We start from the raw sequence: 19,650 nt of genomic DNA, 5'->3' as shown, positions 1-19,650 counted from the left end.
AATTTTACTGGATGGTACAAAAAAAACTTGCATTGTATTCCTATTTATGTTAAAATATGAATAGAAAACAAAAGGAGGGTATGCCATGCTTTCAACGCAGAAATCCACCGCAAATGATTTTCCGCTTTACCTATTCCACCAAGGAAAAAATTTTGAGGCACATAAATTCTTCGGTGCGCACCCGTTTCGGCGCGGCCGGGGACAGTTTTATCGCTTTCGTGTATGGGCACCCAAGGCAAAAAGCATCTCTGTCATCGGCTCATTCAACAACTGGGATCGCACCTGTAATCCCATGACGAAGATCTCGGATACCGTATGGGAAGCAGAAATACCGCGTCTGAAACAATTTGACAGCTATAAGTATAGTATTGAGACAGAAGAAGGACAAATTCTGGATAAGGCTGATCCTTACGCATCACACTATGAAAGACGTCCGGGAACAGCTTCTAAACTGTTTGAAAGTATGTACACGTGGCAGGATCAGGCGTGGTACGCTGAAAAAAAGAAACATAGTCCCTATAAGAGTCCCATGAACATCTATGAGGTCAATATCTCTTCCTGGAAGCGAGACCCGGAGGAAGAATTCCCTAGCTACATCGGCTTCGCACAGGAAATCATCCCTTACCTTAAAAAGATGTCTTATACACACATTGAATTCATGCCGCTGACGGAATATCCCTTTGACGGTTCCTGGGGATATCAGGTGACGGGTTATTTTGCGCCTACATCCAGACACGGCACACCGGATGATTTCCGCCAGATGATCGACATGTTCCATCAGGCAGGCATTGGTGTTATTCTCGACTGGGTACCAGCACACTTCCCCAAAGATCCTATGGGACTTTGTGAATTTGACGGATCCTATTGCTACGAATATGCCGATCCGCTGAAAATGGAACACAAGGGCTGGGGTACACGTGTCTTTGACTACGGAAAAGGTGAGGTCTGCTCGTTCCTGATCTCCAGTGCCTGCTGTTGGCTGGAAGACTTCCATCTGGATGGTCTCCGTGTGGATGCAGTAGCATCCATGCTCTATCTGGACTACGACCGGCGTGACGGCGAATGGCGTGCCAATGTCTATGGCGGTCACGAAAATCTGGAAGCAGTCGATTTCCTGCGGCATCTGAACGAGGCGGCATTCTCTCGTAATCCGGACATTCTTATGATTGCAGAAGAATCTACAGCATGGCCTCTCGTGACCAAGCCTACAGATATCGGCGGTCTGGGCTTCAACTTTAAATGGAACATGGGTTGGATGAACGACATGCTCAGTTATATTTCGCTGGATCCCATCTACCGTGCTTTCAACCATGACAAGTTGACGTTTTCCTTCTTCTATTGCTTCTCGGAGAATTACATACTGCCCATTTCGCATGACGAGATCGTCTATGGCAAATGCTCTATGCTCCAGAAAATGAGTGGTCAGAACGAACCGGAGAAATTCTCTTCTTACCGTGCATTCCTAGGCTATATGATGGCACATCCCGGAAAGAAACTGCTCTTTATGGGACAAGAATTTGCACAGAAAAATGAGTGGAATTTCGAAACACAGCTGGATTGGGAGCTCCTGGAACAACCAGCCCATCAGCAGATGGAACTGTTCTCCCAGGATCTGAACAAATTTTATCTGGAAAATTCGCCACTGTGGCAGGATGATGATTCGTGGCAGGGATTCAGCTGGATCTCTCACGATGACTATCAGCAGAGCGTCATCGCATTCCGCCGGATCGATGATGATGAAAATGAAATCATCGCTGTCTGCAACTTCTGCCCGGTACAGCGCAATGACTATAAGATCGGCGTTCCCAAAGAAGGACGCTATCAGGTGGTATTCAATACAGACGCAGCAAGCTATGGCGGCAGCGGCGTGACAGAAAAGAAATTTGAGTCACTCCCTATTGCAATGCACGGTTTCGAACAGTGCATCTCTATGACGCTGGCACCTCTGTCTGTCATCTACCTCAAATATGTTCCTGTGAAAAAGCATGCACCTCGCAAGGCAGCAGCTGCAAAAACAACGGAAAAGCCCAGAAAAACTGGAACAGCAAAAAAAGCAGCAGTTCGTCCTGCAAACGGCACTGCTTCATCATAATTCAGACTTTCTTATTCATCTGGAATGTGAATTTATTTTAGGAGGAGTATCATGAAGATCAAGAAAAAATGCGTCGCCATGCTGCTGGCGGGCGGTCAGGGCAGCCGTTTGTATGCACTGACACAAAAAGTAGCAAAGCCTGCAATCCCCTATGGCGGTAAAAATCGTTTCATCGACTTTCCGCTGTCCAACTGCATCAATTCCGGTATCGACACCGTCGGTGTACTGACACAGTACCAGCCTTTGGTGCTCAACGAGTATATCGGAAATGGTCAGCCCTGGGATCTGGACAAAATGCATGGCGGCGTCCACGTGCTTCCGCCTTATCAGACTGCTGCTGGTGCTTCCTGGTATGAAGGCACTGCGAATGCAATCTATCAGAACATGGCATTCATTGAGCGATATGATCCGGAATATGTCATTGTTCTAGGCGGCGACCATATCTACAAGATGGACTATTCCAAGATGCTGGATCATCACATTGCCAACGAAGCAGACAGCACCATTGCGGTGATTGATGTACCTCGTTCTGAGGCTTCCCGTTTCGGCATCATGACCTGTGATGAAAAGGGTCGAGTAGTCGACTTCACCGAAAAGCCGAAAGAACCCAAGTCTACGCTGGCTTCTATGGGCATCTATGTCTTTACCTGGAGCAAGCTCCGTAAATATCTTATCGAAAATGAAAATGCCAACACCGGCTCTAAGGATTTCGGTAAGGATATTATTCCTTCCATGCTGAGTAACAACGAGCGCCTTTTTGCCTACGAATTCGAAGGGTATTGGAGAGACGTCGGCACCTTAGACAGCTTGTGGGAAGCAAATATGGATCTGCTCAGTCCTAACGTTCCTTTAGATCTGTACGATCCGGATTGGAAGGTATACTCCCGTCACAACAACATGCCGCCCCAGTATATCGGTGAAAATGCCCATATCGAAAACTCCATGATCACAGAGGGCAGCGTGGTAGACGGAACAGTTGATTTCTCCGTCATTTCTTCTGGTGTCACCATTGAAGAAGGTGCATCTGTCAAGTACAGCATCATTATGCCCGGCACCATTATTAAAAAGGGCGCTGTGGTAGAATATGCCATCATCGGTGAAAACTGCGTCATCGAATCAGATGCAGTCATCGGCATGAGCCCGGAATCTGTTCCGAACCGTGACGATTGGGGCATCGCCGTTACTGGACACAACATCACCGTTTCTTCCGGCAAGCGTGTACTTCCGAAAGAAATTATTTCCGAAAATTTGTAAAGGCGGTGGCAACAATGAGTATCAATCAGAATGTATTAGGATTAATTTTCGCAAGTATCAACGATTCGGCAGTGATCGATTTAACGAAGCTGCGTACGATGGGTTCCATCCCCTATGGCGGTCGTTATCGTCTGGTAGACTTTCCGCTCTCCAATATGGTAAACTCCGGCATCTCTGAAGTAGGTGTCATTACAAAGTCCAATTACGGTTCTCTGCTGGATCATCTTGGCTCCGGCCGTGAGTGGGATCTGGCAAGAAAAAAAGGCGGTCTGCATCTGCTTCCACCTTTCAGCCAGTCCAACGGCGGTACATATCAGGGGCGTTTGGAAGCACTGAGCAATATCTGGAGCTTTGTGGAACATACTCGTGCAAAATATGTGGTTCTGGCAAACAGTGATGTGATCACAACGATAGATTTCAATGACGCTTTGAAACAGCACCAGGAAACGGATGCAGATATTACGGTCATCTATGCAAAGGGTCTGTACAACCGTGACAAGAGCACTAATGGCTGTATTCTTCAGATCGACGAAGAAAACACCATCAAGGAAGTGCTCACCAATCCTATGATGTCCGGTGAATGCAACATCTCCTTGGATATGTTCATCATGAACACAGAATTCCTGAAGCAGGTAGTTCTGGAAGCGATCAGCAAAAATCAGAAGAGTCTCATCCGCAATGTACTCCAGGCACGGAAGGATGAATTCCTGTTCAAGGCGTACGAGCATAAGGGCAGCTTCTACAAGATCGACAGCCTGGAGGCATATTATAAGGCAAATCTGGCACTGCTGGATACTAAGACAAGAAACAGTATTTTCTCCAGCGAAGCCCCCATTTATACCAAGGTTGGCGACAATGCACCGGTAAAATACGGCCTGGAATCCACTGTAAAGAATTCTCTGGTGGCTGACGGCTGTATGATCGAAGGCACAGTGGAAAACTGTGTTCTGTTCCGCGGCGTAAAGATCGGAAAGGGTGCTGTTGTCCGCAACTGTGTACTGATGCAGAGCACGGAGATCGGCGAAGACTGCAATATTGATTCCATTATAGCTGACAAAAATGTGACCATTTCTGACAATCGTGTACTGACCGGTTCTGCGGATTATCCGCTGTATCTCGGCAAGAAAGCAAAAATCTAAGATAATCTAAAAAAGTGTGCTGCCGTACAGAGCCGCTCTCCACAGATTCCAAACAATCTGTGCAACGGTTCTTGCGGCAGTTTGCTATGAAAGGAAGATCATACCATTGAAAATACTTTTCGCTGCCAGTGAGGCTCTCCCCTTTGCTGCTTCCGGCGGACTCGCTGATGTTGTGGGTTCTTTGCCGGCTGCCATCAGCCAGAATGAGGAAATGGATTGTCGGGTCGTTATGCCGCTTTACCGTTCCATCCAACCGGATGTACGCAACCAAATGACATTTCTGACCGATATTACCGTAGAGGTCGGTTGGCGGAAACAATATTGCGGCATCTATACCATAAAAGTCGGCAAGGTGACCTATTATCTGCTGGACAATCCCTATTATTATATGCGTGACGGCATGTATGGCTTCTACGACGACTGCGAACGGTTCGTCTTTTTCAGCCGTGCCATATTGGAGATCTTACCTGCCATTGATTTCAAACCGGATATCATCCACTGCAATGACTGGCAGACTGCTATGGTGCCGGTATTTTACCAGATACTGTACAAATATCACCAGGAATACGAAAATATCCGCATCATCTACACCATCCACAATATTCAGTATCAGGGTGTCTACGGCAAGGAAGTCATTACGGAGCTGATGGGCATCCCCACTTATCACACCAATCTGTTGGAATTTGACGGCATGGTGAATCTTATGAAGGGTGCATTTGAAACTGCGGATTGCATTACAACCGTCAGCCCCACATATGCAAAGGAGATACTCGACCCGTGGTACTCCTACGGCATGGATCGTGCGCTGGTACGGCGGCAGGATCCTATTGTGGGGATTCTCAATGGCATTGATGTGGAAGGATATAATCCAGAAACAGATCCGAATATTCCGAAAAACTACACCGTATCCAAAATGGCTGGCAAAAAGGAATGCTGCAAGAAGCTGCTGGCGGAATGCGGCCTTACAGCAGGTGACGCACCGGTCATTGGCATTGTGACACGATTTGTGGCACACAAGGGCATTCAGTTGGTACAACAAAGCTTCCAGGAAATGCTCCAGTTGGGCTGCCGCTTTGTGGTTCTGGGCAGCGGCGAAAAGTTATATGAGGATTTCTTCCGGGAAATGCAGGATGCCTATCCGGAACAGGTTCATGTGACCCTGGGATTTGTTCCGGCAATGGCACGGCGGATCTATGCCGGTGCAGACATGTTCCTCATGCCGTCTCAGAACGAGCCCTGCGGTCTGGCGCAGATGGTGGCAATGCGGTATGGGACTATTCCCATTGTCCGGGAAACCGGCGGTCTGAAGGATTCTGTCTTTGACGCAGGCGGCGAGGACGGTAATGGCTTTACCTTCAAGACATATGATGCCTACGACATGCTGGATGCCGTGAAGCGTGCTTGTGCGCTCTTTGAGGACAAGCGCAAGTGGAATGCCCTGGTGCGCCATGCTATGAAGTGTGATTACAGCTGGAATGTTTCGGCGAAGAAGTATATGGAGTTGTATCGGTCGTTGGTGTGAGTTTGCAGAATTGACACAAAAAGGAGTTTGCAATGTATCAGGAAAAATCAAGAAAATACGGTGTTATCGGCATGATATACTGGGTCATATACATGCTGGGACTGTTGGGATCGGGAATCTTATATTCACATGAACTGCCCTTTCAAGTTCCCTATATCACGCTGATCGTATTGGCAATCGGCATTGCATTTGTCATGGACAAAAAGAAAATGCTTTGCAGTCTGGGCTTTTCCAAAAAGCATATTAAAGCAGACAGTATCATTGCAGTTTCTGCCTGCGTTATCACATACATTTTCAGCGTTTTTGTAAGCGAATATTCCCCATGGACACTTTTGAAAACCTCTCTTTATTATCTGCTGTATATTGGTGCTGTGGAAGAAATTGCATTCAGAGGGTTGATTCAAAATTATCTATTCGGATGGAAATGTAACCGAACGGTACTGTTTCTCATTGGCGCAGCGTTTTTCTCGCTGAGTCACCTGCCTTTTCAGATGTTTGCCAATAACAATGTATCCCTTTCGTATCTAACAATTGCATGGCCTAATTTAATTTACACGTTTTTCTTTCATCTGCTGTTATGCTTTATTGCAAATAAGAGAAAAAATATTCTGATTCCCATTGCACTGCATTATATCTCTAATTATATTGACAGCACAATTCTCACTGTGCTTTTCTGCATTTGTTATACAGCGCTGGTTATCGGACATCTGATTTCTTTCATCTCTTCACGGAAGAATCAAAGAAAAAAGCGCCAAACGATTACCGAAACTCTCGGAAAATAACGCAAAAAACGGGACGAAAAACCATCGTCCCGTTTCCTGTATACATGATCATAAAATAGTTTACTGCTCCGCAGCAACCTTTTTCAGGGCTTTCGCCAGCTGATCCGGGCAGGATGTGGGGCGGCTGCCGCATTTGATATTTTCCAAACGCTTGATTACCTCGTCCACCGGCATCCCCTGCACCAATGCGCCGATGCCCTGGGTATTGCCGCTGCATCCGCCGATAAACTGTACTTTTTCCACAATGCCGTCCTCTACGTCGATCTGGATCATTCTGGAACAGACACCATGGGGTGTGTATGTATACTGCATGTCTTTCACGCTCCGTTTTTTGGATTTGCCGCCAGTGCGACTTTTCTATAGTATAACACAGTATGGCCGAAAAAGCAAGTGGGGAAATTCAGAACGAAAGGATGAAACCTATGAAACACAAAACGAAACAGAATCGATTCATGCTATGTCTTTGTGGAATACTGATGGCGTTTGGTGTATTCTGCTGGGTTTATTTCGGTGAAATACAACGTACGGCATCCTATACAGACCTGGTAACAACGTCTGGAACAATTACAGCAGTAGAACCTCTTTATCATGAAATCATTCCTTTCTTTCAAACACAGCCCTATGGGCACCGCATCACATTGGACAATGGCACATCCTACCGTGATATTCCCTTTGCCGAATGGCAGACCTCTGTAGCATACTTGCAAATCGGCGAAAAAGTAACGCTGCAATGTGCACCAGAGAAACAGAATCAGATCTATACAATGAAAAGTAATTCTGCCGTCTATTTCACATATGACAGCATTACAGCAGACTTTGCAGCCAATCGCAAAGACGGAATATGGCTGGGTATTGCTTTTGCTGCGGCGGGAACTCTATTGGCTTTCCTGTACTTCCTGCCGGAATGGCGTCGGCAAAAGCGGCAGCAAGAACGACATAACAGACGATATGCCATCTGGAGAGAAAAGCAGCGCAAAAGAAAATCATAGACAACACCGCACAAAGAGTGCCTAACGGTTTTGTGCGGTGTTGCCCATAAGAACCTGCTTGACAAGCACGGTAAATTTTGATAAAATAAAACAAGAACCGGAGCTGCATCTTGAGAGCCTTTTCAGCATCTTTTCGCACGACCAGATACTGAACAAAATTTGACAAATCGGACAGCTCGGAAAGGAACGAAACACTATGGCTTATGTAATTGGCGTTGACTGCGGTACTAGCGGTACCAAAACAGTATTATTCCGGGAGGATGGCACGGTAATGGCAAGTGCTACCGTGGAGTATCCCATGTATCAGCCCCAGAATGGCTATGCAGAACAAGATCCCATGGACTGGAAAAATGCCATGATCCAGACCATTCAGACAGTTGTCACAAAGAGCGGCGTACAGAAAGAAGATGTCAAGGGCATTGGTATTTCGGGACAGATGCATGGCCTGGTCATGCTGGACAGCGACAACAATGTCCTACGGAAATCCATTATCTGGTGTGACCAGCGTACCGCTGCGGAAGTAGACGAAATGAACCGTGTGGTCGGACAGGACAAACTTATGGAGATCACCGCAAATCCGGCCCTGACAGGCTGGACTGCTGCAAAGATTCTCTGGGTTCGCAACAATGAACCGGATATCTATGAGAAGTGCAGACATATTTTGTTGCCCAAGGACTATCTCCGTCTGATTCTCACCGGCGAGTATGCTACTGAGGTATCGGACGCATCCGGTATGCAGCTGCTGGACGTGGCAAACCGCTGCTGGTCAGATGAACTGTTGGGACTGCTGCAAATTGATAAAAGCCTGCTGGGCAAGGTTTATGAGTCCTGCGAAGTTACCGGCAAGCTGACAAAGGAAATGGCAGATCTGCTGGGTCTGTGCAAAGGTACTGTGGTTGTTGGCGGTGCTGGAGACAACGCGGCAGCGGCTGTGGGAACCGGCGTTGTCAAGGACGGCAAGGCATTCACCACCATCGGTACTTCCGGCGTCGTATTTGCACACACATCCGCAATGGCTATGGATCCCAAGGGGCGTGTACACACCTGCTGCGCAGCAGTTCCGGGCAGCTGGCATGTCATGGGCGTTACCCAGGGCGCTGGTCTGTCTCTGAAATGGTTTCGGGACAACTTCTGTGCAGCAGAAAAGCAGACTGCTTCTCTCATGGGTGTTGACGAGTATTATCTCATGGACAAGGAGGCAGAACAGGTACCGGTCGGCGCAAACCGTCTGCTCTATCTGCCATACCTCATGGGCGAGCGCACACCGCATCTAGATCCAAACGCACGCGGCGTATTCTTCGGTCTGTCAGCAATGCACACTAAGCGAGATATGCTCCGTGCAGTACTGGAAGGCGTTACTTATTCCCTGCGTGACTGCGTGGAAGTATTCCGGGAAATGGGCATCTCCGTGGACGATATGATGGCATGCGGCGGCGGCGGTACTTCTCCCCTGTGGCGCAGTATGCTGGCAGATCTGTACAACTGCCCAGTAAAGACCGTGGCTTCTAAGGAAGGTCCGTCTCTGGGTGTGGCAATCCTGGCTTCTGTGGGCGCTGGCATCTATGACAGTGTACCCCAGGCTTGCGAGGCAATTGTCAAAACAGACAAAACACAAAATCCTCAGGCGGAAAATGTACCGGTATATGAGTCGTACTATCAGCTGTATCGGGAAATCTATCCGGCACTCAAGGCGCAGTTCGGGAAACTGGCTGAGTTGGCGTAAAAATGTATCAGAAATTGAGTCGTACTTTTGCGCTTCCCCTGATTTTGAGTTACTTGATCCTGCTTTCGGCGTGCCACTCTCAAGCATCTGTTCCTGCAACAACACAAACTATGGAATCCACTACAGAACATGTGGTACAAGAATATACTGCTTCTCACCTTTCCAAAGAAGAAACGGAAGCATTTGCCAAGGAAGTAAAACAAGAACTGTTCAATGGAGACTGGAAAAACTTGTCACAAAAAATCAAGTATCCCATTTGCATTGACGATACTGTCTACAACAGCAGTGATGAACTTCTGGCAAATGCAGAACAGATTCAAACCAATTTTGTTCCAGAATTCTGGAACAATCTGGAGGAGGAAACCTGCGTAGATATGTTCAATAATTCAGAAGGAATTATGCTCGGACGTGGGCAGATATGGCTGGCATCAATCATACATGAAAATGGAACAAAGGAATTGCTCATTATTTCCATCAATAATGATGGGTTTTAAAAAAGAACAATAGTAAAAGACGATACCAGTGCACTATGCGCTGTATCGTCTTTTTCAAAGGAGGTATTCCCATGCAAAAAGTCATCTCCGTTGCAACCATGCGTGCCAGCGATGCCGCTGAAATTGCCAGCGGTACGGACAGCAAAATCCTTATGTACCGTGCCGGACTGGGATTATTCCGCAGCCACGACTGGCACGGCAGCATTGACATTGTGGCAGGCAGCGGCAACAACGCCGGAGACGGCTATGTGTTGGCGCTGCTGCTCCATGACGCCGGTATCCCCTGCCGGATCATACTGACCAGCGAAAAATTTTCCCCGGACGGCGCTTACTACTTTGAAAAGTGCCGGAGCGCTGATATTCCGGTCACAAGAGAAATTGATTTTTCCCACACAGATATTATCGTAGACTGCCTGCTGGGCACAGGATTTCAGGGGGAACTGCGTCCCAACCTGCGGCAGGTAGTGGAACAGATCAACGCTGCCCATGCTTTTGTCATCAGCGTGGACATCAACAGCGGTATGAACGGCGACACCGGAGAGGGGCTCTGTGTCCGGTCTGATCTGACCGTTTCCATTGGTATGCTGAAAACCGGACATCTGCTGGGGATGGCAAGGAATTCCATCCAAAAGCTGTATAACTACGACATTGGCATTCCCTGCATCGGAGCATATGTACCGCTATATGCACCAAATGAAATACCGGAAGAATACAGCGCCGATTTTTCTTTCCCAGCACAATTTGATGAGGTAATGGATTCTGTGGGAATTCCCGACGACTCATCGGAAAAACGACTACAGGCTTATGCCCATTCGATCTGGGAACGGATCCGATTTTTCCAGGTAACAGACAGCTGATCGTCTGCTTTTCTTTCATATTACTTTCAAAGCAAAAAGCGCTGGTACTGGATGTGTACCAACGCTTTTTCTGTTATTTGCGTGAAAATGCAATTCTTACTCTGCGGACACAGTAGTTGACCCCTCGACAGCATCCGCTGCCGCCTGTGCCAGCCGTTCGTATGCCTGCTCATAGAAATATTCTTGCGCATTGATCAATGGTTCTTCCGCAGGCTCACGGCGATACGAACCGTCGGGCTGCTGCACACGTGCCTTCACGTTGTCTGTCATCATCAAATCAAACATATCCAGAATCCGCTGTTTGATGGATGCATCATAAATGGGCGCTGCAACTTCCACACGGCGGCGTGTATTCCGAGTCATCCAGTCTGCCGATGCAATATACACCTTACAGTTCTCATGCGCACCGAAAATATAGATCCGGGTGTGCTCCAGGAATCGTCCTACAATGCTGCGGATGGTCACATTTTCGGTTTCCTCCGGCACACCGGCAATAAGGCAGCTGATGCCACGGATAATCATCTCAATCTTTACCCCTGCCTTGGATGCCTCAATCAGCTTTTCAATCAGATACTTATCTGTCAGGGAGTTGATTTTGATGCCGATATATGCCGGTTGTCCAGCCTTTGCCAGCTCGGTTTGTTCGTTGATCATATCTGCCAGCTTGTTTTGCAGGCACTTCGGTGCAACCAGCAAATGCTCGGTATGCTCCACAGTCTGTCCCAGACACAGTGCTTGGAACACCCGATTTGCCTCCAGACCAATGTCATGATTCCCCGTCATCAGAGAATAGTCCGTGTAAATTGCCGAAGTCTTTTCGTTATAATTGCCTGTGCCCACCTGAGTGATATAGGAAATTTCCGTACCTGCCTTCTTGGTGATCAGGCATAGCTTACTGTGTACCTTGAGGTTATCCAAACCATAAATGATCCGGCAGCCGGCATCTTCCAGACGGCGAGACCATTCAATATTGTTTTCCTCATCAAACCGGGCGCGCAGTTCTACCAATACCACAACATCCTTGCCATTCTCTGCCGCCTCGATCAACGCTTCTACAATCTTGCTGTTGGATGCCACACGGTACAGCGTCATCTTAATGGAAACTACTTGCGGATCTCTTCCGGCTTCGTTCAAGAGTGTCAAAAACGGTCGGATGCTCTCATAGGGGAACGCCAGGAAACGATCCTGTTCCTCTACCTGCTCAATCATTCGTTTAGACGAATCACGCCATACCGGTTCCTGAGGCACACGGCGCTGGTAGAACAAGCACTTGTTATGACGCAGCATATCCCGCACTACGGAGAGCACAGACAAATTCAAAGGTGCTTCCGAATAGAACACCTGTTCTTCTGTCAAATTCAGATAGCCGCACAAGGTCTGGATCACTGTGGTATCCATCAACCGGGAAAATTCCAGCTTAATAGGACAGAGTTTCTTCCGTTCCCGGATCAACTGTTCCATTGCTTCACGATAATCGCACTCTTCTTCCGTGCGCTCGTCCGGTTCAATATCGGCGTTACGGATAATTCGAATGAGAGACTTACTCTTAATCGTGTGCCTGGAAAAGATCTCTGGTACAAAATGCAGGATCAATTCTTCCGCCAGAATAAAGCGGTTCTTTCCCGTAGGAAGAGAAACGATCTTCGGAAATACACCACTGCTGCAAGGTACGATCCCCAGCTTCTGCGTGCCTTTTTTCTCTAATACCACCACTGCATAGATGGACTTGTTCTGCAAAAACGGAAACGGTTGTTTTTTGCTAATAATCTGAGACGAAAGCAGCGGTTCGATTTCTGCCTTAAAATACGCCTCCAGCCAGGCAGCTTCTTCCATCGTGATCGTGTGGAAGTCCACAATATCCACACCCTGCATGCTCAATTCTGCACGCAGATCCTCATAAGTATCATCCTTGTCACGCAGCAGTTCCCGCACATGCGCATAAATCGCTTTCAGCTGCTCTTTACAGGTCATATTGGTTTTGTTTTCTCGGAACTCCGGATCCTCACACATCTGATCATAAATGGATCCGCAGCGAACCATGAAAAATTCATCCAAATTGCTCTGAAAAATCGACAAAAACGACAGCCGTTCACAAAGCGGATTTCGTTCGTCTTTCGCCTCCTCCAGAACACGCTGGTTGAACTTCAGCCAGGACAGTTCCCGATTATCATAGCATTTTGACTTCATATCAATTCCTCCAAATTTATTTCAAGCAATACCGCGCAAAGCCGACAGGCGGTCTTCGTGCGGTGTTGCCTCCAATCCATTCTATGTATGAATCTTTTTGTACACCTCATTGCATAGGCATTCTCATACTATGCTAATTATATTATAAAAGATTCGTTCTCTTTTTGACATCTTATTGATGTAAATTATGTGTTACCTTTTTGTTAATCTACATGCAATTAGATTTAACCAGAACTTTACATGCCGTTCGAATATCTGCACTTGTATAACCAGAGGAAAATGCTGTATAATAAGGATAGAATTGAACTAAGGATCAGGAGTTTGCTTATGAAATACGCAGTCATTGATATCGGATCAAATACCGTCCGGCTGGCAGTTTACACTACAGACGGAAAGACATTTCACCCTTTGTTTTCTCAAAAATATACCGCTAGTCTCGCCGGGTATGTCCAAAACGACATTTTAACTCAGGAAGGCATCCAGAAGGCATGCAGTGTACTTCTGGGCTGCCGCACTCTCCTGGAGCAGTTCCAGCTGGAACAAACGTTCGTCTTTGCAACGGCTTCTCTCCGCAATATCCAGAATACACGGGAGGCGGTGGATCAGATCTTCCTGATGACCGGTTATTCCGTCGATGTTCTGTCAGGACAGGCAGAAGCCTATCTGGACTATTATGGCGTCCGCTATGATGCACCCATGGAAAAAGGGCTGCTCTTTGACATTGGCGGCGGCAGTACAGAGATCGTCACAGTGGCACATGACGGTCCCGGCATTATTGAAAGTTTGCCCATTGGCTCTCTAACGCTTTCCAAAGCTTATGTGGAAAAGGTATTTCCCCGGCAAAAAGAACGAGAAGTCGTTCAGGAACGAATCCGAAAAGAACTGAAAAAACGAAAGCTGAATCATCTGCCGGCTTTCCCCAATCTCTGCGGTGTTGGCGGTACGGCACGCACAGTTCTGAGGCTTGCTCAGGCACAGCAGGAGTTGCCAGAAACGCAGCGGATTCTGACAACATCACAATTTCGCACCCTGGAAAAGACACTCTGGAAAAAAGATGCGGCAGCACGGGAACTGCTGCTGCAAAACTGCCCTGACCGCCTGCACACCATTTATACTGGTATGCTGATCCTGGATGCACTGGTACAACTGACAAAATGCGAGTCCATCTATATCAGCAAATATGGTATCCGGGAAGGGTATCTGCGGCGAGAGCTGTCGAAAAAGAAAAATGAACAGCCGAGAGCCGACAAAGCGTAATCAGAATAGAAACAAATGTGCATTTCTCACCAGGTTCCGGCAAAGAAATGCACATTTGTTTTCATTTTAGCAATTGATTATGACAGAACAGGAAGTACATTCTCCAAGTGCACCAAGAATTTCAACAATACCATTGCATCGTTGGAAGTCAGATCACCTGTTGCATCGCAGTCCGCATTCTGTCCAGCCTGTTCATTTAGGGTAACAGAACCGCTTACCGCCCGATTCAGCAGAACAGCATCAGTGATATCCACTCTACCGTCCAAGTTCACATCGCCGTAAAGCACATTTACATCCGATGTAACATTTGTACTGCTATCAGTGGAAGCTGCTGAAACAGAGGATGTTGTGGTAATAGACTCACCAGTTGTAGCAGCTGTCGTTGTACCGGTTGTTTCAGAAGCTCTCGTGCCGTCTGGCTCTTCGCCCCAAACAAGCTCGCCATTGGTATAAGCGGTAATTTTTTCTGTAATTGCCGCTGCATCGTTGTCATCTTCAAAGCTGATCAGATCGCTGTAGCTGTAATCATTGCTGGAATCCCATGTGGTTTCATAGGTGTCTGGATTCATCTTGTTCAACAGACCAAACTGATATACACGGCTGCCATAGAAATTACAGTTTTCCCATGCAATTTCGATGTAGTACATGCCGTTGTCATCGTACTGCACAGGCTCTGAAATTGTGGCATGGGTTTGATTATTCGTCATAGCACTTTCTGCATCGTAGTCCACTCGTGTTTCCACCATAGAAATATCCTCACCAATAGCAGTCAGCTCATCAATGTTGAAGTAATATCGTACCCGCAGGTCATTACAGAACTGCGGCGGATCAATGGTACGGTTATGGACAACGATCTTGATCTGGAGTCCCGCATCATTTTCCTGTGCCTTTCCGGCAGTGACGTAGAAACCAGTGGGAGTACTTTCGTCCACATCATAGCCGTTCTTGGCATTTTGTGACATATCGAAATCTTCGATAACGGCATTTTTATCCGCCAGTTCCTTGCCTTCAGCACCGTAGAAATGATACAATCCGGCAAGATCGCCGCAGAATCCAGCGTTGTAGTCATCCGTGACTTCATTATAAATATAATCGCTTGTAACATCATTATGATAATCCTTCAGATCCGGACCGCCGACCAGTGCACCCCAGAGGGTATGCGTTTGGGGATCCGGTTCATCCATACTCTGAGTAGAAGAACAGGAAGCAGCTCTGTGGTGGGGATGGGTCGCATAACTATTCTCATAGCCAACCTCATAAGCATATCCCATGGGATTATCGCCGAGAATGTATTCCATCTGATCCTTTGCCCACTCTGCAAAGGTCATGTCTCCTGTTTCCTTGGCATAAACCATAGCACAGAGACCGGCAGCTGTGTTATACCGTGCACTGCCGTAGTCGGAGACAACAGCAAATCCAGCCGGAGATTTTGCAATCCATGCACCGTCTGCTTCCGGCAAATCTTTGATCTCTGAAGCAGTAATTGTCGTATTCCAGAGCTGATCATCCATACCGAAGTATTTGTGAGATGTAACCGGCACATCAAAATCTGCTTCAGCCGCATCCGCTTCACTCATACCTGACCAGAACTCCAGATTCCAGCGGAAAATATACCAATCTCTGGAAATATTAGTAACAGGAGCAAGCTTTGCAAAAACGCCGCCCCAGACAGTATCCCAACAGTGTACCCAGATGTTCTGCCAGCAGTTTCCGGTGTCGGAGATGATACGCTTCATATAACCAGTGTATGGATGCGCACCCATTTCACCGGTGACAGATTCATCCACGGCAATGATATCGTTGATATAGTCATAATCCTCGGTACAGTAATAGAGCCATACTGCTGCCCAGGCCAGTTCGTCATAGTCATAGCTGGAGGTGTAGAAACCGCCGTCATAGCCAAGGCTGTCTACCACAAGTGTGGAATCCCCTGTCTCATGGTGGGTCTCCACAGAAAAATCATAGAGCGCAAGGGCATAATCCAGACACTTCTGTGCATATTCCGGATCAGTATCCTTGAAGTTCAGATAATTCACTGCCAATGAAGCGGCAGCACCTGCGGTCTGATCTGACGCCGGTGTCTCTGTGGTAGCGAAGTATGCCGGACGCTTTACAGCACAGGAGGAAGTTGCAACATAAGTATCATCTACCTGCAATTCCGGAGCACACCAATAGTTGTGGTCGTTGTTACCCTCGCCTACCTGATAGCAGTACGCTACTACATTGCCCTCATCATCCAGGAAGGTTGCTTTCAGGAAATAATCGTTAACCCAGCGCAGTTCATCCTCTACATGCTGCTGCAAGCCGGTTTCAATGTAAGCATCACGGAATTCATAATAGCCCCAGCCCACAGTGGAAGCAGAATAGCTGCCCGGCAGGCCAAACTTGACATGATCGCCGGCATCGTGCCAGCCACCGGTCAGATCCACACAGCCGTCACCGTCCGGGTCCAGATATTCTCGATTGGCGTCAATAAATTCCTGGCTCATGTTGGTTCCCACATAGAGACCCTCTGCGGCACTTGCACCGCCATCACCCTTGCCGCTGTCCTCACTTGCCTTTCCGCCATCAAGACTTTCCATGGGCACCAGAGGGATCATACCATCCTTTACATGACAGTTTCCGCGCCAGGAATAATATCCGTCATCTGCCACCTCATCGCCGCACTTGTTGGCATCATAAAAGCAGAGCGCCAACTGGAGTGCTTCGGCAAAATTGTCGTAATTATTGGGATTCTCCTCGTCAATGAATGCAGCGTTAACCGGAAGTGCTGCCGAGGATACCAGCATCACACCGCTGAGAAGTCCGGCAGAAATGCGCCGGATCAGTTTTGAAATTTTTTTCATGAATTTTTCCTTTCTATTTCATTCTGAATTCGATCAAAAATGATCTGATATCCATTACAGCCATCCTTAATGGCACGATTCACTCGGCTAATAGTTGCTGTACTAGCACCAGTCTCTTCCACAATGTCGTGGAACACATGTCCACTATGCAGCATTTTAGCCACCTGAAGCCGCTGTGCCATGGCATTCAGCTCCTGATAGGTACAGAGGTCTTTAAAAAAAGCATAGCATTCGTCCGCTGTACGCAATGCCAGAATCGCTTCGAACAAAGCTTCCTGATCTGCCTCCTGTCGTTCTTTCTTCATGCGCAATCACCACGTCCTTCCTATTCTGTTTGCTGTTCTTATTGTACCATATCCCACAGATAATGTAAATAGTGCACAGGAAATTCCCTCATATTTCGGCAAAATCGCCAGAAAATACAATTTCTTTTTGTCAAATTGACAATATAGAAAAAACAGACGATGCTGTGCGGAACTCCACACTGCACGTCTGTTTTTCATGAAAGCTTACTTTTCTCTCTTTTTCTGATAAATCTTAGATATCCTGCAAAGCGTCATATCCGGTTTCGCCAGTACGGATCTTTACAACATCTTCTACATCGTATACAAAGATCTTGCCATCACCGATCTGACCGGTATATAGGACCTTCTTCACAGCGTCGATGATCTTCTGCGGCGGAATCTTTGCCACGACAGCTTCTACTTTGACCTTCTTGAGAAGCTTTGTACCCTCGGTCTTGACACCACGATAATAGGACGAGTTGCCTTTCTGCGAGCCATAGCCCATAACATGTGTTACGGTTACACCGTTCACGCCCATAGATGCCAGTGTTGTCTGAAGCGCATCCAATTTATCCGGATTGCACATGATGGAGATCTTGGTGAGCTTCGCCTTATCACCGTTTGCCGGCTTCAGGATCATTTCAGATTCCGGAATGGTAACGCCGGTTGCAGCTGCATCAGCAGCATCCGAAGCCATGGATACAGTGGACGGCATAAAGTCTGCATAAGCGGACGGCAGATTGTGCTCGGTTGCATCCAGGCCAAGTACTTCTTCTTCTGCGGAAACACGCAGACCTATGGTTTTTTTAATGATCAAGAATGTGATAGTGATTGTAACAGCAGTCCATGCCAGGATACAGATCATACCCAGCAGCTGGCTGCCCAACAGCGAGAAGCCGCCGCCGTAAAAGAGACCTTTACAAGAGTCATTGCCCGGAACAGAAGTGGTTGCAAACAGACCAACTGCAATCACGCCCCACATACCATTGAGACAATGTACTGCAACGGCACCAACCGGGTCATCAATATGCAGTACATGATCCAAGAACCAAACACCGAAGCATACCAGCAGACCGGAAACAATACCAACACCAATAGAACCAACTGCATCCATAACATCGCATCCGGCAGTAATACCAACCAAACCTGCCAGAGAAGCATTCAGACACATGGAAACATCCGGCTTGCCATATTTCAGCCAAGTGAAAATCATGCAGACAAAAGTTGCTATTGCCGGTGCAATTGTTGTGGTCAGGAAGATGGAACCCAACTGACCCACGGAGGTCGCTGCTGCGCCATTAAACCCATACCAACCAAACCACAGGATAAATACGCCCAATGCGCCGATCGTCAAGGAGTGACCTGGAATTGCATTGGCTTTCACCTTGCCATCCTTTGTCTTGGTAAACTTACCAATACGTGCGCCCAGAATTGCCGCACCGATCAATGCAGAAAGACCGCCAACCATGTGGATCGCACCAGAACCAGCAAAGTCATGATACGGTGTAGCCAACTGGGTCAGCCAGCCGCCGCCCCATACCCAGTGCGCTTCTACTGGATAAATTACTGCCGAAATAACAGCAGAATAAATACAGTAGGAAATGAATTTGGTACGCTCAGCCATAGCACCAGAAACAATGGTTGCCGTAGTTGCGCAGAATACAAGGTTAAATACAAAGCTGGACCAGTCAAAATTTGCATAATCCGAGAAAATGTCAAATCCCGGCTTGCCAATCAAGCCCACCAGATCTTCGCCGCACAGAAGTCCGAAACCGATCAGGATAAATACCACTGTACCGATACAGAAATCCATGAGGTTTTTCATAATAATATTGCCGGCATTCTTTGCTCTGGTAAATCCAGCCTCTACCATTGCAAAGCCGCACTGCATAAAGAATACCAATGCCGCACCGACCAAGAACCAGACGCCGTATACTTCGCCGCCTATCATTTCCAGAATTGTTGTTTCATCCATGATAATGCACCTCTCCATGATGTTATTTCCTCAGCAAACAGCGGTACCTTTCTGCTGCCGGGTATGCAAAACAAAAAACAGCAAAGGCTTTGGGCGTCAAACGCACCAGCACCTTTGCTGTTCGTGTTATTAGTATAGCGGATTTTTTGGCTTTTGTCAAGCGGTTTTTGCAGATTTTCACCGTCTGGGATACCAATTTCTTCAAAAATAAATCTTTTTTGCGGATTCACTTTTCATAAAACGAAATCA

The 19,650-nt window shown here is 47.3% G+C and carries 15 protein-coding genes; 10 read left to right on the top strand and 5 right to left on the bottom strand.

Annotated features, from left to right (window positions below; all coding sequences use genetic code 11):
• Positions 1 to 85: 85 nt before the first annotated feature.
• The 5 genes from glgB to QZ375_RS03025 all read left to right on the top strand — a co-directional run bounded on the left by glgB (position 86) and on the right by QZ375_RS03025 (position 6,789).
• Entirely contained in the window at positions 86 to 2,092 is a 2,007-nt protein-coding gene (glgB, locus tag QZ375_RS03045; protein ID WP_295215052.1) for a 1,4-alpha-glucan branching protein GlgB, read from the top strand.
• Between the two features lie 51 nt (positions 2,093 to 2,143).
• Positions 2,144 to 3,346 carry a glucose-1-phosphate adenylyltransferase gene (locus QZ375_RS03040; protein WP_295215049.1) on the top strand — a complete coding sequence of 401 codons (1,203 nt, stop codon included), beginning with the start codon at positions 2,144 to 2,146 and terminating at the stop codon, positions 3,344 to 3,346.
• Positions 3,347 to 3,360: 14 nt separating this feature from the next.
• On the top strand, positions 3,361 to 4,485 hold the full coding sequence (glgD, locus tag QZ375_RS03035) for a glucose-1-phosphate adenylyltransferase subunit GlgD (protein ID WP_295215046.1): 1,125 nt from the start codon (positions 3,361 to 3,363) through the stop codon (positions 4,483 to 4,485).
• Positions 4,486 to 4,591: 106 nt separating this feature from the next.
• On the top strand, positions 4,592 to 6,007 hold the full coding sequence (glgA, locus tag QZ375_RS03030; RefSeq protein ID WP_295215044.1) for a glycogen synthase GlgA: 1,416 nt from the start codon (positions 4,592 to 4,594) through the stop codon (positions 6,005 to 6,007).
• A gap of 32 nt (positions 6,008 to 6,039) precedes the next feature.
• Positions 6,040 to 6,789: a CPBP family intramembrane glutamic endopeptidase gene (locus QZ375_RS03025; protein ID WP_295215042.1), complete on the top strand. Its 750-nt coding sequence runs from the start codon at positions 6,040 to 6,042 to the stop codon at positions 6,787 to 6,789.
• Positions 6,790 to 6,849: 60 nt separating this feature from the next.
• Here QZ375_RS03025 and QZ375_RS03020 read toward each other — a convergent pair whose 3' ends face one another.
• Complete coding sequence (locus QZ375_RS03020) at positions 6,850 to 7,101, bottom strand: TIGR03905 family TSCPD domain-containing protein (protein WP_295215039.1); 252 nt, start codon at positions 7,099 to 7,101, stop codon at positions 6,850 to 6,852.
• Between the two features lie 110 nt (positions 7,102 to 7,211).
• Here QZ375_RS03020 and QZ375_RS03015 point away from each other — a divergent pair, with 110 nt between their 5' ends.
• From QZ375_RS03015 to QZ375_RS03000, 4 genes are all read left to right on the top strand, one after another.
• Positions 7,212 to 7,778: a hypothetical protein gene (locus QZ375_RS03015; protein ID WP_295215036.1), complete on the top strand. Its 567-nt coding sequence runs from the start codon at positions 7,212 to 7,214 to the stop codon at positions 7,776 to 7,778.
• 196 nt (positions 7,779 to 7,974) lie between these two features.
• On the top strand, positions 7,975 to 9,501 hold the full coding sequence (xylB, locus tag QZ375_RS03010) for a xylulokinase (RefSeq protein ID WP_295215035.1): 1,527 nt from the start codon (positions 7,975 to 7,977) through the stop codon (positions 9,499 to 9,501).
• Positions 9,502 to 9,503: 2 nt separating this feature from the next.
• Positions 9,504 to 9,995: a hypothetical protein gene (locus tag QZ375_RS03005; protein ID WP_295215033.1), complete on the top strand. Its 492-nt coding sequence runs from the start codon at positions 9,504 to 9,506 to the stop codon at positions 9,993 to 9,995.
• Positions 9,996 to 10,066: 71 nt separating this feature from the next.
• A complete protein-coding gene (locus tag QZ375_RS03000) occupies positions 10,067 to 10,852 on the top strand; it encodes an NAD(P)H-hydrate epimerase (protein WP_295215030.1) in 786 nt (261 codons plus the stop codon).
• Between the two features lie 96 nt (positions 10,853 to 10,948).
• On the opposite strand, the gene ppk1 is transcribed toward QZ375_RS03000, so the two are convergent.
• Entirely contained in the window at positions 10,949 to 13,039 is a 2,091-nt protein-coding gene (gene ppk1 / locus QZ375_RS02995; RefSeq protein WP_295215027.1) for a polyphosphate kinase 1, read from the bottom strand.
• A gap of 327 nt (positions 13,040 to 13,366) precedes the next feature.
• Here ppk1 and QZ375_RS02990 point away from each other — a divergent pair, with 327 nt between their 5' ends.
• Positions 13,367 to 14,296: a phosphatase gene (locus QZ375_RS02990; RefSeq protein WP_295215026.1), complete on the top strand. Its 930-nt coding sequence runs from the start codon at positions 13,367 to 13,369 to the stop codon at positions 14,294 to 14,296.
• Positions 14,297 to 14,373: 77 nt separating this feature from the next.
• Here QZ375_RS02990 and QZ375_RS02985 read toward each other — a convergent pair whose 3' ends face one another.
• From QZ375_RS02985 to QZ375_RS02975, 3 genes are all read right to left on the bottom strand, one after another.
• Positions 14,374 to 17,142 (bottom strand): glycoside hydrolase family 9 protein, encoded by a 2,769-nt coding sequence (locus QZ375_RS02985; RefSeq protein WP_295215023.1) that lies wholly within the window; start codon positions 17,140 to 17,142, stop codon positions 14,374 to 14,376.
• Positions 17,139 to 17,447, bottom strand: a complete 309-nt coding sequence (locus QZ375_RS02980) for a YerC/YecD family TrpR-related protein (RefSeq protein WP_295215021.1) — start codon at positions 17,445 to 17,447, stop codon at positions 17,139 to 17,141. The genes QZ375_RS02985 and QZ375_RS02980 overlap by 4 nt, the downstream gene beginning before the upstream one ends.
• Positions 17,448 to 17,679: 232 nt before the next feature.
• Positions 17,680 to 19,419: an ammonium transporter gene (locus QZ375_RS02975; protein WP_295215019.1), complete on the bottom strand. Its 1,740-nt coding sequence runs from the start codon at positions 19,417 to 19,419 to the stop codon at positions 17,680 to 17,682.
• Between the last annotated feature and the right edge of the window lie 231 nt (positions 19,420 to 19,650).

This window comes from Ruminococcus sp. (genome assembly GCF_019417665.1).
Taxonomy (GTDB): Bacteria; Bacillota; Clostridia; order Oscillospirales; family Ruminococcaceae; genus Ruminococcus_C.
Note: the sequence above shows the minus strand (reverse complement) of the source record. Positions and strands in the feature narration are given on the sequence as shown.

Bases quoted from the DNA above. Each gene is read 5' to 3' on its own strand.
- ppk1 (WP_295215027.1), bottom strand. From the start codon at position 13,039: ATGAAGTCAAAATGCTATGATAATCGGGAACTGTCCTGGCTGAAGTTC.
- QZ375_RS03025 (WP_295215042.1), top strand. From the start codon at position 6,040: ATGTATCAGGAAAAATCAAGAAAATACGGTGTTATCGGCATGATATAC.
- xylB (WP_295215035.1), top strand. From the start codon at position 7,975: ATGGCTTATGTAATTGGCGTTGACTGCGGTACTAGCGGTACCAAAACA.
- QZ375_RS02975 (WP_295215019.1), bottom strand. From the start codon at position 19,419: ATGGAGAGGTGCATTATCATGGATGAAACAACAATTCTGGAAATGATA.
- QZ375_RS02980 (WP_295215021.1), bottom strand. From the start codon at position 17,447: ATGAAGAAAGAACGACAGGAGGCAGATCAGGAAGCTTTGTTCGAAGCG.
- glgD (WP_295215046.1), top strand. From the start codon at position 3,361: ATGAGTATCAATCAGAATGTATTAGGATTAATTTTCGCAAGTATCAAC.
- QZ375_RS03015 (WP_295215036.1), top strand. From the start codon at position 7,212: ATGAAACACAAAACGAAACAGAATCGATTCATGCTATGTCTTTGTGGA.
- QZ375_RS03000 (WP_295215030.1), top strand. From the start codon at position 10,067: ATGCAAAAAGTCATCTCCGTTGCAACCATGCGTGCCAGCGATGCCGCT.
- QZ375_RS02990 (WP_295215026.1), top strand. From the start codon at position 13,367: ATGAAATACGCAGTCATTGATATCGGATCAAATACCGTCCGGCTGGCA.
- QZ375_RS03020 (WP_295215039.1), bottom strand. From the start codon at position 7,101: ATGCAGTATACATACACACCCCATGGTGTCTGTTCCAGAATGATCCAG.
- glgB (WP_295215052.1), top strand. From the start codon at position 86: ATGCTTTCAACGCAGAAATCCACCGCAAATGATTTTCCGCTTTACCTA.
- QZ375_RS03040 (WP_295215049.1), top strand. From the start codon at position 2,144: ATGAAGATCAAGAAAAAATGCGTCGCCATGCTGCTGGCGGGCGGTCAG.
- QZ375_RS03005 (WP_295215033.1), top strand. From the start codon at position 9,504: ATGTATCAGAAATTGAGTCGTACTTTTGCGCTTCCCCTGATTTTGAGT.
- QZ375_RS02985 (WP_295215023.1), bottom strand. From the start codon at position 17,142: ATGAAAAAAATTTCAAAACTGATCCGGCGCATTTCTGCCGGACTTCTC.